Annotated in this window: 8 protein-coding genes; 5 read left to right on the top strand and 3 right to left on the bottom strand. The window is 66.4% G+C overall.

The window, feature by feature from the left end; translation table 11 throughout:
* Nucleotides 1–136: 136 nt before the first annotated feature.
* Entirely contained in the window at nt 137–3,379 is a 3,243-nt protein-coding gene (locus tag AC1RRR_RS05745) for a TonB-dependent receptor (protein WP_492811248.1), read from the top strand.
* Nucleotides 3,380–3,447: 68 nt separating this feature from the next.
* Nucleotides 3,448–5,040 carry an adenosine deaminase family protein gene (locus tag AC1RRR_RS05740; protein WP_492811247.1) on the top strand — a complete coding sequence of 531 codons (1,593 nt, stop codon included), beginning with the start codon at nt 3,448–3,450 and terminating at the stop codon, nt 5,038–5,040.
* Here the strand turns inward: AC1RRR_RS05740 and AC1RRR_RS05735 are convergent.
* The 3 genes from AC1RRR_RS05735 to AC1RRR_RS05725 are packed head-to-tail and all read right to left on the bottom strand — an operon-like array spanning nt 5,037 to nt 6,991.
* Nucleotides 5,037–6,023, bottom strand: a complete 987-nt coding sequence (locus tag AC1RRR_RS05735) for an alpha/beta fold hydrolase (RefSeq protein WP_492811246.1) — start codon at nt 6,021–6,023, stop codon at nt 5,037–5,039. The two genes, AC1RRR_RS05740 and AC1RRR_RS05735, sit on opposite strands and share 4 nt — an antisense overlap.
* Nucleotides 6,016–6,516, bottom strand: coding sequence for a DUF1097 domain-containing protein (locus AC1RRR_RS05730; protein ID WP_492811244.1), 501 nt, complete (start codon nt 6,514–6,516; stop codon nt 6,016–6,018). The genes AC1RRR_RS05735 and AC1RRR_RS05730 overlap by 8 nt, the downstream gene beginning before the upstream one ends.
* Nucleotides 6,517–6,571: 55 nt before the next feature.
* On the bottom strand, nt 6,572–6,991 hold the full coding sequence (locus AC1RRR_RS05725; RefSeq protein ID WP_492811242.1) for an organic hydroperoxide resistance protein: 420 nt from the start codon (nt 6,989–6,991) through the stop codon (nt 6,572–6,574).
* A 143-nt stretch (nt 6,992–7,134) separates the two neighbouring features.
* Between AC1RRR_RS05725 and AC1RRR_RS05720 the strand changes: the two genes are divergently transcribed.
* The 3 genes from AC1RRR_RS05720 to AC1RRR_RS05710 all read left to right on the top strand — a co-directional run bounded on the left by AC1RRR_RS05720 (nt 7,135) and on the right by AC1RRR_RS05710 (nt 12,816).
* Nucleotides 7,135–7,590 carry a MarR family winged helix-turn-helix transcriptional regulator gene (locus AC1RRR_RS05720; RefSeq protein ID WP_492811240.1) on the top strand — a complete coding sequence of 152 codons (456 nt, stop codon included), beginning with the start codon at nt 7,135–7,137 and terminating at the stop codon, nt 7,588–7,590.
* 411 nt (nt 7,591–8,001) lie between these two features.
* Nucleotides 8,002–9,315, top strand: a complete 1,314-nt coding sequence (pelA, locus tag AC1RRR_RS05715; protein WP_492811238.1) for a pectate lyase — start codon at nt 8,002–8,004, stop codon at nt 9,313–9,315.
* Between the two features lie 174 nt (nt 9,316–9,489).
* Entirely contained in the window at nt 9,490–12,816 is a 3,327-nt protein-coding gene (locus AC1RRR_RS05710) for a TonB-dependent receptor (RefSeq protein ID WP_492811236.1), read from the top strand.
* The last annotated feature ends 48 nt before the right edge of the window (nt 12,817–12,864 follow it).

Genomic DNA, 12,864 nt, shown 5'->3' with positions numbered 1-12,864 from the left:
TGGTCCGCCGCGCGCTTCGTCGCGCCTTGGCGCGATTGGGGGCGCGACCGCGGCGTGGTCAGGGCGCAGTGGGCGTAACGGCTTCAGTTCGGTGTGGCACGGGGGGACCGCGGCGCACCATCTTCAGGGGACACATATGCGACATCTCTATGCCGCGAGCGCCATCGCGCTTGCCTTGTCGGCCACCGCGACAGCGGTCGTCGCGCAGGAAACCACCTCGTCGATCCGCGGTTCGGTGACTGCTGGCGGCGCCGCCGCCGTCAAGGCCGCCGTCACCGCGGTGCATGAGCCCTCGGGCACGACCGCCAGCGCCACCACCAACAGCGCGGGCGCCTTCAACCTGACCGGCTTGCGTCCAGGCGGTCCCTACACGGTGACGGTGACGGTGCCGGGCTTTGCGCCCGTGACTTCGCAGAACCTCTTCCTGAGCGTCGGCCAGCCCTACCTTCTGCCGGTCGCCGTCGGCGACACCCAGGTCGAAGAGCTGGTGGTCACCGCCTCGCGGGCGGAGAAGAGCGGGCCCCTGGTCACGGTCTTCGACCGCGAAAGCGTCGCCAGCGTGGCTTCGGTCTCGCGCGACATCCGCGACATCGCGCGTCGCGATCCGTTCGCGTCGTTCAACCCCAGCACGCGCGGCGTCTCGATCGCGGGCCAGAACGGTCGGACCAACCGCTTCTCGGTCGACGGCGTGCGCTTCTCGGACAACTTCGGCCTGAACCAGGGCGGCCTGCCCAGCGCGCGGGGGCCCATCCCGCTGGACGCCGTCGAGCAGCTGTCGGTCAAGATCGCGCCCTACGACGTCTCCGAAGGCGATTTCCAGGGCGGCTCGATCAACGTCGTCCTGCGCTCGGGCGGCAACAAGTTCACCGGCGCGGGGACCTACACCTACTCGAACGACAACCTGATGGGCACCAAGTCCAAGGGGGCAGCCTTCGCGCAGGAGATGACCTCCAAGACCTATGGGGGCTTCCTGTCGGGTCCGATCATCAAGGACAAGCTGTTCTTCGCCTTCGCCTATGAGAAGCTCGACGAGACGGTGCCGTCGGTCTTCGGCCCGCCCGGTTCGGGCAACGCGGTGCCCAACCTGACCCAGGCCCAGATCGACCAGGTCAGCTCGATCGCCAAGAGCGTCTACGGCTACGACACGCTGGGCGTGCTCACCAGCCGTCCGGAGACGGACAAGAAGTGGACGCTGAAGCTCGACTGGAACATCACCGACAATCAGCGCCTGTCGTACTCGACCATCCAGAACAAGGGCGAGACGGTGGCCCTCAGCGGCGGCAGCTCGTCGGCGACCTCGCCGGGCCTGGGCCTGGGCTCCTACGCCACCCACGAGCCCGAGCGGGTCGAGACGCACTCCGTGCAGCTCAACTCCACCTGGAGCAACGCGTTCAGCACCGAACTGCGGGTCAACTATCGCGACTCGATGAAGGCCCCGATCTCGTTCGGTTCGCCGGGCTATAGCGACATCACCGTCTGCCTCGACCCCGTCGCGGTCGGTTCGCTGAACCAGTGCACCCAGACCGGCACGCCGCGCCTGGTCTTCGGCACCGAAGCGTTCAGCCACGCTGACATCGTCGGGCAGAAGCAGTACGGCGCCGAGTTCATCGCCCGCTACAATCTCGGCGACCACGCCTTCAAGGTGCATGCGGCCTACAGCCGGCTGAAGATCACCAACACCTTCGTCGCCAACTCGCTGGGCACCTACTATTTCGACTCCCTGGCCGACTTCCAGGCCCGCCAGGCTGGCCAGCTGCTGTTCCAGTATTCGATCACCGGATCGCTGGCCGACGTCAGCGCCAGCTTCGACTATGACCAGCTGACCTTCGGCGCCCAGGACAGCTGGGACATCACGCCGGACCTGAACGTCACCGCCGGCGTGCGTTTCGACGGCTACAAGATGAACGACCAGGCGCCGCTGAAGACCTCGTTCGTCACGCGCTACGGCTTCGCCAACAACGCCAATATCGATGGCAATATCGTCGTTCAGCCGCGTGTCGGCGTGACCTGGCGGGCGACTGACCGTTTGACGCTCCGTGGGGGCTTTGGCCTGTTCAACGGCGGTTCGCCGGATGTCTTCGTTGGCAACAGCTTCTCGAACGCGGGCGTGTTCACCAACACGGTCACGATCGGACGCGCCGTCGGCGCCACCGGCTGCACCATTCCGGTGACGGTGACCAACGCGGCCGCGATCTGCGCGGCGGCCCTGAACAATGTGCAGGGCAACAAGGTCGATCCGCTGGTGCTGGGCTACCTGCAGACCAACACCGCCGCCCTGGGGGCTTCGCCGACCTCGTTCTTCCTGCCCAGCTTCAAGCTGCCGGCGCAGTGGAAGACCAACCTGTCGGTCGACTACGTGGCGGACTTGGGCGAGCGGCTGGGCGACGGCTGGCGCTTTGGCGGCGACCTCTTCTACGGGCGCACCGACTCGGCGGCCTACTACACTGACCTGCGCCTGACCCGCGTGGGGACGGCGCCCGACGGTCGCCCGATCTACGCCGACACCTACACCAACACGGCCAACAGCGACCTGGCCATGCTGAGCACCGACAAGGGCAAGTCGATCATCGCCGTCGCTCGGGCCAGCAAGTCCTTCGACTTCGGCCTGGATGCGGGCGTCAGCTACACCTACTCGGACGTCAAATCGCTGTCGGACATGGGCAGCTACGCCTCGGGCGGTTCGACCGCCAGCGGCACCTATGGCGGCCAACCGATGGGCGATCCGAACCAGCCGGCCTATGGCACGTCCAGCTATGAGGTGCGGGATAACTGGAAGTTCAACGTCGACTACGAGCACGCCTTCTTCGGCAACTACAAGACACGCTTCAACCTGTTCGGCGAGCTGCGTTCGGGCTCGCCCTACAGCCTGACGATGAACACCACCTCGTCCAACAGCCGCTCGACCCTGTTCGGGACGACCGGCGGCACCAACCGCTACCTGTTGTACGTGCCGGACGTGTCGAGCATCACCGCCGACTCCAAGGTCAGCTACGCCTCGACGGCGGTCTATGAGGCGTTCCGCGACTTCGTGAAGGCCAATGGCCTGAGCCAGGGCATTATCGGCAAGAACACTGAGAAGAACCCGGACTACTTCAAGGTCGACTTGCACGTCGAGCAGGAGCTGCCCGTGCCGCTGTTGTCGTCGGCGCGCTTCAAGCTGTTCGGCGACGTCGAGAACCTGCTGAACCTGATCAACAGCGACTGGGGATCGTACCGGACCTATAACCCGCTGACCTCGGTGGTGAACGTCGCCTGCGCCCAGCAGGCCGGCTCCAGCTGCAATCAGTACTCCTACACGGCCTTCACGGCGCCGACCCTGCAGGCCAACGCGCAGCTGGGCGTCTGGCGCGTACGCCTGGGCGCGCGCTTCGAATTCTAGTTTTTACAGCTTAAGTATCGGCCTCGGCGTTCGCGCCGAGGCCGTTTTCATATGGGGGAGAGCGTTTGATGTCCGCATGCATGAAGGGCCTTGCGGCCCTGTTCGCCGCCAGCTGCCTGGCGTCGGCCGGTCCGGTCGTGGCCGGAACGCCCGCGGACGCCGAACTGGACGCCTTGCTGGCCAAGGCGGCGAACTCCCCGCCGTTGCTGCGCATCCTGCTCACCAAGATGCCCAAGGGCGCGGACCTGCATAACCACGCGGGCGGCGGCACCTATGCCGAGGACTTCATCACCTGGGCGGCGGCGGCCGACGGCTGCTTTTCCAAGGCCAGCCAATCCTTGGTTCCGGCGCCGTGCGGCGACTCAGGTTCCGATCTGGTCGCCTTGAAGGGGCTGCCCGAGCGCGATCCCGACCTCTACAGCGACATTGTCGATGCGCTCTCCACCCGCCGTTTCGAGCAGGGCGTGGGCGAGCCCGAGGTCTCCGGCCACCGGCGGTTCTTCCGCACCTTCGGTCGCTTCGGCCGGGGCGGTGGCGCGGATCGCGGCGTGAACATCCAGGCCGAGGCCCTGCGCCAGGCCGCGCTCGACAACACCCTGTATCTGGAGCTGATGGCCGGTTCGAGCGCGTCACGCGCGGTGGTCGAGGCCTCGGCCGCGATCCCATGGACCGATCCTTGGATCCGGACGGCCGACGGCGCGCCGCCCCAGCAACTGGACGCCAAGATCCTGCAAGCCCGCCTCGACCAGTTGAAGCCGACGATCGCCAAGGCCCTGCCGGCGGCGGCAGCCGTGGCGGACGCCAACGACAAGGCCGTCGCCGCCCTCAACCGCTGTGGGACCGCCAAGCCTGAGCCGGCGTGCGACGTCACGCTGCGCTATCTGCTGTCGATCTCGCGTCAGCGCCCGCCCGAAGTGGTGTTCGGCCAGATGGCCGCCGCCTTCGCCCTGGTGAAGACCGATCCGCGCTATGTCGGGATCAACATCCTGGAGCCTGAGGACGGCCCGGTGTCGCTACGGGACTACCGGCTGCACATGCGCCTCTTCGCCTTCTTCAAGGCGCTCTATCCCGACGTGCCCCTGACCCTGCACGCCGGCGAACTGGCGATGGGCCTGACGCCGCCGCGCGACCTGCGCTTCCACATCGCCGAGGCGGTCGAGATCGCCAGGGCGCGCCGCATCGGCCACGGGGTCGACATCGCCTATGAGGACGACGCCGAAACGGTGCTGGCGCGCATGGCCCGCGACAAGGTCGCCGTCGAGATTAATCTGACCAGCAACGACGTCATCCTGGGCGTGAAGGGCAAGGACCATCCGCTGTCGCTGTACATGGCGGCCGGGGTGCCTGTGACCCTGTCCACCGACGACATGGGCGTCGCGCGCAGCGACCTGACCCAGGAGTACATGCGCGCGGTCCTGGAGCAGGGCGTGAGCTACGGACGGCTGAAACAGATGTCCCGCGACAGCCTGACCTATTCGTTCCTGCAGGGCGTCAGCCTGTGGGATGGTCCGTGTACGAACGTTGGGACCCCGACGCCGTCGACGGCCTGCGCGGCCGTGCTGAAGGCCAGCCCCAAGGCGCGCGACCAGTGGCGCCTGGAGCGGGCCTTCGACGCCTTCGAGGCCAGCATGAAGGTGATCGTCCCGAAGCTCGCGCCCTAGGCCGCCCAGCGCGCGACATCCAGGACGGCGCGCGCGAAGGCCTGGGGCGCTTCCTGCGGCGGGTTGTGGCCGATGCCGCCGGTCAGCAGGCGGTGCTCGTAGCGGCCCTTGAACTTGCCGGCATAGGCTTCCGGCGGCGGATGCGGCGCGCCATTGGCGTCGCCTTCCAGGGTGATGGTCGGGACCTGGATATCGGGGCGCTGAGCCAGCTTGGCTTCCAGGGCGTCGAAGCGCGCTTCGCCCTGAACCAGGCCCAGCCGCCAGCGGTAGTTATGGATCGTGATCGCCACGTGGTCGGGATTGGCCAGCGACGCGGCCGAGCGCGCGAAGGTCGCGTCGTCGAACGCCCACTTGGGCGACGCCGTGCGCCAGATCAGTCGCGCGAAGGCGTCGCGATTGGCCTCATAGCCCAGGCGGCCGCGCTCGGTGGCGAAGTAGAACTGGTACCACCAGGACAGCTCGGCCTCGGGCGGTAGCGGCGCCTGATTGGCCTGCTGGCTGCCGATCAGATAGCCGCTGACCGACACCATGGCCTGGACGCGTTCGGGCCACAGGGCGGCGACGATATTGGCGGTGCGCGCGCCCCAGTCGAAGCCGCCGATGACGGCCTTGTCGATGCCCAGGGCGTCCATCAGCGCGATCACGTCGACGGCCAGGGCGGCCTGCTGGCCGTTGCGCGGCGTGGCGGCCGAGCGGAAGCGGGTGGCGCCATAGCCGCGCAGGGACTGAACGATCACCCGCTTGCCAGCGGCCGCCAGGATCGGCGCGACCTCGGCATAGGCGTGGATGTCATAGGGCCATCCGTGCAGCAGCAGCACGGGCGCGCCGTGGGCGGGGCCCAGCTCGGCATAGCTGATGATGAGGTCTTCGGTCGCGACCTCGCGCAGCGTCCATGGAGCCGGAGAGGCGGCGGCGATGGCGGGCGCCAGCATCGTGAGCGCACCGGCGGCCTGCAGGATGTTTCGGCGCGAGGGGTTACGCATGACGGACCTCCGTCGAACGGACGACCAGGCTCTGGGCCAGACCGGCCAGCGCGCAGGCCGCGCCGCCGATGACGCCGGCCGCGCCCAGGGCGAGCAGGGTCTGACCGGTCGGGGCCAGGCCCGAATAGAAGAAGCTGGTCAGGCCCAGGAAATAGGCGAGGGGATTGTTCAGCGTCGGCAGTCCGCGCAGGGACAGGACCAGCACGACCACGCCCGCCACGGCCAGCGGTGTGGCCAGGACGCCCAGAGCCGGCGTCACCGCCGTGGCGGTCAGGGCCGTTCCCGCGCCAAAGGCCAGGCCCAGCAGGAAGGCGCCGGTGTTGGCCAGACCGCCACGTCGCGACGGTCCGGCCAGGTCGAAGGCGACCCAGCCTAGGAACATGGCGGGGGCGGGCAGCATGGCGGTGTTGGTGCCGTAGGTGGCTGCCGCGGCGACGGCCGCGACGCTCAGGGACACGGCATGGAAGCGCATGGACGCTTGGTCGGATGACATGAATTTCCTCCTGGGGGACGGAGGGGCGCCGCCGAACGGCGCCCCCAAGGTGCGATCAGGCGACGGTCAGCGTCACGTCGATGTTGTCGCGGGTGGCCTTCGAGTACGGGCAGGTCTGGTGCGCCGCCTCGACCAGGCTCTGGGCGAGCGTCTTGTCCAGGCCCGGCAGGCTGACGTTCAGGCGGGCGCGCAGCAGATAGGCCTCGCCGGCCTTGGCCAGGTCGACCTCGGCGTCGACGGCCACGCCAGGCGGCAGGGTCACGCCCTGGGCGCGGGCGGCCAGGCCAATGGCGCCGATGAAGCAGGCCGACCAGCCGGCGGCGAAGAGCTGCTCGGGGTTCGTGCCGGGGGCGGCGCTGCCAGGCGGCGACAGGCGCACGTCCAGCTTGCCGTCGCTGCTGCGCGCGGCGCCGTCGCGGCCGCCGGTGACATGGGTTTGAGCGGTGTAGAGCACGGTGTCGATGGGGGCGGTCATGGGGAGGTTCCCTTCAAATCGGATCCGAATAGATCGGATGCGATGTAATAAGTTTGGCAATCCAAACTTGTCAACCTTCCGATTTAATCGGATCCGAATTATATTGCTCGCACCGTACGACGCCACGCTCGCGAAGGACCCCGATGTCGAAGCCCGATCCCGCCGCCAAGGCCCCGAAACTGGCCGATTTCCTGTGTTTCGCGGTCTATTCGGCCAATCTCGCCTATGGCCGGGCGTACAAGCCCATCCTGGACGAGCTGGGCCTGACCTACACGCAGTGGATCATCATCGTGGCGCTGTGGGAGGAGGGCAGCCTCAGCGTCAAGCACCTGGGCGAGAAGCTCTTCCTGGAGTCCAACACCCTCACGCCGATCCTCAAGAAGCTGGAAGCCGACGGATATCTGCAGCGCCGCCGCGACCCCGCCGACGAGCGCCAGGTCATCATCACCCTGACTGAAGCTGGCCGTGCGTTGCGGGAGAAGGGCGGTCAGCGCACGCTGGTCCAGGCCACCGGACTGGAACCCGAGGAGTTCGCCATGGTGCAGAAGGCGATCTCCAAGGCGCGGGACAATCTGCTGCGCCATGCCGGCGGTGGCTGACCACCCACGGCGGTGAAATTGGGTTAGCCAATTTTAGGCGCTTGATCCGCCGGACACAGGGGCTGGGCCGGCGATGTGTCGGCGCGAGGTCGCAAGATCTATCTCATTGAAAATAAGCGCTATTGCTTAGCGCCCAGACCCTCCGTGCGTATGCGGAGGAGGCGTTTCCGCGCGCCTCGACCTGCCTTCATCCGGCAACTGGTCTGTCCGCATTGATAAAATCCAGTTCATTAGTAATTGACTTGCTCACGCTAAACGCGTTCCATCATGTAAATGGTAAGACCATTATGTGGGATAATGGTGTGCGATCGTGCAAAGGCGCCTTAAGGTGCGTTGCGCGAGGCGGTTGCCGATTCACGTCGGGAGCCGGGTTCGCACGCGTTGTCGCATTGAAAAGAGTCGGGTGAGGAAGTGACGAAGACAAACGGTTCGATCGGCGGCGTCTGCCGCGCGGCGCTGCTGGGCATGACGATGATGGTCGCGCCAGGCGTCGTGAATGCCGCGGTGATCGGCAAGAACCAGCCGGCGCGTTCGCTGACCGCCGAGCGGCTCACCGAGCTGCCGGCGGCGCAGCGCGCGGCCTGGGCGGCCTATATCAAGCGCTCGCAAGCCCAGATGCAGACCGACAAGGCCACCCTGGCGGCCGAGCTTCCCGCCGGTCAGACGCCGCCCCCGCCGCCCGAGGCCGGCAGCGGTCACATGCCGCTGGACAAGGACGCGGCCTGGTACGCCAGCGCCGAAGCCCGCGCCATCGCCGACACCATCGTCAGCTTCCAGACCCCCGCCGGTGGCTGGAGCAAGAACCAGGATCGCACCAAGCCGCCGCGCCTGAAGGGCCAGCGCTACGCCAACAACGCCGAGCACATGGCGCTGGACGACAGCTTCGACACGCCGACCGACCGCTTCTGGACCTTCGTCGGTACGCTGGACAATGGCGCGACCACGACCGAGATGCGCTTTCTGGCCAAGGTGCAGCAGCAGGCCCCGGGCAAGGACGGCGACGCCTATCGCGCCAGCATTCTCAAGGGCGTGAACTACCTGCTGGCGGCGCAGTATCCCAATGGCGGCTGGCCGCAGATCTATCCGATCGAGGGCGGCTTCCACGACGCGGTGACGTTCAACGACAACGCCGTGGCCGAGGCGGCCATGATCCTGGAGGACGTGGCCGAGGCCAAGGAAGGCTTCGACTTCGCCCCGCCCGCCCTGCGCAAGACGGCCGGCGCGGCTTCGGCGCGCGCCATCCGTCCGATCCTGGACGCCCAGGTGGTGGTCGGCGGCAAGAAGACCGTCTGGCCCCAGCAGGTCGATCCGCTGACCCTGAAACCCAGCTCGGCGCGCGACTACGAGATGCGCTCGCTGGCCAGCGCCGAGAGCACTGACATCCTGCTGTTCCTGATGCGCCAGCCGACCCCGACGCCCGAGGTGAAGGCCTCGATCCATGCCGGCGTCGCCTGGCTGAAGGCTCACGCCGTCCGCGACAAGGCCTTCACCAAGATCAGCGACGAGGAAGGCCGCAAGCTGGTCGACAAGCCCGGCGCGCCGGTCACCTGGTCGCGCAACTACGACATCGTCACGGGCCAGCCGATCTTCGGCGACTGGGGCAAGACCATCCACGACGACGTGAACGAAATCTCCAAGGGACGCCGCAACGGATACTCCTGGTATTCGTCCGGCCCGCAAAAGGCTTTGGATGCGTATGAGCAGTGGGCGCCTTCGCATCCGTAAGGTGCGAAGAGCCTAAATCACCGATCAAGACTGGAAAGGAAGATCAACGCCCCGCGCCGGGGCGAATGATGACGCTTGTCTGAAAACAAAAGTTCTGTCGATGCGGCCGTGAAATCGCGGCCGCATCCGCCAAGACACAAGAAAAGAGGCCGATAGGCCGGGGTAGGGAACAACATGAAACTCTCGAAGAACACAGATGCCGTCGCTGTGAAGCTGATGGTCGGCGCGTCGATCCTGGCGCTGGCCGCCGGGGCGGCGAGCGCCGCCAGCGCTCAGACCGTCGCCACGGCCGCCGCGACGCCGGCCGCTAGCGAGCAGGTCGAAGAGATCATCGTGGTCGGCGCGCGCAAGGCCGAGCAGTCGGCGATCCAGCGCAAGAAGCGCGCGGCCACCAACCAGGACTCGATCGTCGCCGATGACGTCGGCAACTTCCCCGACAAGAACGTCGGCGAAGCCGTGGCCCGCATCGCCGGCGTGGCCCTGGATGTCGCCGACGACGGCCAGCAGGGCGGGTTCTCCATTCGCGGCCAGAGCGCCGACCTGGTGCGCGTCGAGGTCGACGGTATGTCGATGTTGGCCACGGGCAATCAGGACGGCCGCTCGGTGACCGGCCTGGGCGACATGTCGTCGGACCTGATCAAGAGCGTCGACGTCATCAAGGGCCAGACCGCCGACATGACGCCCGGCGGCGTCGGCGGCACGGTGAGGATCGAGCAGCGCGGCGGCCTGGATTTCAGCAAGCCCATGGTCAAGCTGAACGTCCAGTACCAGAACAGCTCGCTGGAGAAGAAGTGGTCGCCGCGCATCAGCGCCTTCGCCACGCGCAAATTCTTCGACGACCGCCTCGGGATCCTGGTCAACTTCACCTATGACGACGTGCGCACCGTCACCGACACCGCGCGGGTCTCGGACAAGCAGGCGGGCTACATCCCGCTGGGTGACCATGACAACTCGGCGAGCAAGAGCTTCACGACGCCGTACGACCCGATCGCGGCGGCCGTGACCAGCAAGGCCGACTGCGCGTCTTTGCCGGCGCCAATAGGGACGGCGGCCGACTCCCGTCTGAACTGCTACGCCCAGTTCGAGGACTTCGTCCCGTCGCTGGTGCGCTTCAGCCGGGGCGTCCGCGAGGACAAGCGTTATTCGGCCCAGTTCCGCGCCGACTTTCGGGTCAACGACAACCTGACCGTCTTCGCGTCGTACAATCCCAACATCAATGATCAGGGTTTCAACAACTTCAATCTCAGCGTCGCCAGCCCGACGGGCACGACCAACACGGCCGGCGTCCTGGCGACCAGCATGCGCAACGTCACGGTCAATCCGAACCACTACGTGACGCAGTTCGACCTGATCCGCGGCAACGGTTCGACGACCCTGAACTGGACGACCCAGGACCGCTACATCGAGCGCCACGATCAGCAGCACTACCTGCAGGGGGGCGCGGACTTCGCCGCCGGCAAGTGGATCGCCAAGGCTCGGGTCCAGTACGGCATGGCCAAGTCCACGCGCGAGGACGAGGCGTTCAGCTTCGTGGCCTCGATCCCGTCGGCGACCTTCAAGATGGTGCCCGAGAACGGCCTGTGGACCATCCTGACGCCGACCTCGGTCGATCTGAGCAACCCGGCCTCTTATTATCCGGTGCTGGGCGCCAACGGCCTAAGCGCCACGTCGCAGCTGGAATACACGCCCCAAGCCGACAAAAGCACCGAGCTCAACTACCAGATCGACGTCACGCGCGAGTTCGATGACTTCGGTCCGGTCAAGACCTTCAAGTTCGGTATCCAGCGCCGTGACCACGACAACACCACCTGGCGCGAAGGCGGTTTCGACCTGTCGCCGGGCGTGACCCTGTATCGCGCGCGCGCCCTGGACCTGGTCCAGTTCTGCTTGCCGTCGGCGGCGCCGGCGTCCGCGCCCTGCAAGTTCGGCACGGCTGATCGTCCCAGCACCACGGTCCAGGACCAGCGGTACCGCACTTACACCCTGACCCAGGACCAGTATCAGTCGCTGATCAAGAACAGCCTGCAGGACATTCCGGGCGGTCAGTTCTTCGGCGGCATGCCCGATCGCGGCACGCTGCTCGACAGTTGGGCGGCCTATGATTTCAAGAAGTTCTTCGGCGAGCTTGGCCAGAATGCCGACCTGAGCCGGCACAATATCGACTGCCTGTATCGCTGTGTGGCCTCGGACGGCAAAACCTATGACCGCCCGTCGTTCTCGACCACGGAGAAGACGACCTCGGCCTACGCCATGGTCGACTTCGAGACGCGGCTGGCCTGGATGCCGGTCATGGGCAACTTCGGCGTGCGCTACCAGCAGGTGGACGTCACGGGTCAGCCGTCGGTCGTGCTCAACAACCTGACCATCAACCCGGCCGCGCTGGCGGACCTCAACGCCGGCAAGGTCGTCGATCCCAACTCGGTGATCACCGCCACGCTCGTCGAGCGCAGGATGACGGACATCAAGCGCAAGTCGAACGACTTCCTGCCCAGCTTCAACCTGGCCCTGTGGCCGATCGAGGACCAGTTCGTGGTCCGCTATTCGATCGCCAAGCAGCGCGCGCGACCCAAGATGGGGGAGCTGACCGGCACCAGCTCGGCGACCTGCAACAAGATCGACGCGACGACCCAGGCGGCGATCGAGAAGCTGATCGCGCAGTATCCCGGCCAGTTCAACGATCCGAACTCGGACGAAGACGACGCCAGCCTGATCCGTGGCGACGCGGTCAGCAACTGCACGGGTCGCATCGGCAATCCCGAACTGAAGGGCTATGCGGCCACCACCCAGAACCTGTCGGCCGAATGGTACCCGAACGCCGACACCCAGCTCAGCGTGGGCCTGTTCGCGATCGACGTGAAGTCGGGCTATCCTGACCCCGTCACGATCGCCAACTACGATCTCGACGGCGAGAAATATGCCGCCAACACCTATGTGGACGGCCCCAGCGGCCTGAAGCAGAAAGGTTTCGAAGTGGCGGGCCGCACGGCCTTCACCTTCCTGCCGTGGCGGCTGAAATATACCGGCGCCGGCTTCAACTACGCCAAGAACGAGTCGAACGAGACCAACACCCAGATCGACCTGTTCACGGGCAAGTCGCTGCCGCCCGCCAAGCAGTCCAGCTTCACCTACAATCTGAACCTCTGGTACGACGACGGCCGGGTGAACGCCCGCATCGCCTACCAGCGCCGCGACCTGTACTACGATCGCACCGAAGTGGCGGGCATCAACCGGATCCCGGCGGCCGGCGGCGGAACGACGACCAGCTACTACAAGGTTGTTTCGCCGATCTTCAAGATCGGCACCAAGTCGCTGGACGCACGGGCTTCCTACAAGCTGACCAAGCAGATCCAGCTGTTCGCCGAGGGCAAGAACCTGCTCGACGACAAGATGTCGCGCTTCGCGCCGGACGAGTTCCGCAGCATTGGCGGCGGCACGCCGTATGTCTACGACACCACCTTTTCGGGCCGGCGCTACTATGTTGGCCTGATCGCGACGTTCTAGTGTTCAAGAAGGGACCGGCCTCGCGAGGGGCCGGTCCCCGGAGTTTTA

This window comes from Caulobacter sp. GW821-FHT12D05 (assembly GCF_058807295.1).
Note: the sequence above shows the minus strand (reverse complement) of the source record. Positions and strands in the feature narration are given on the sequence as shown.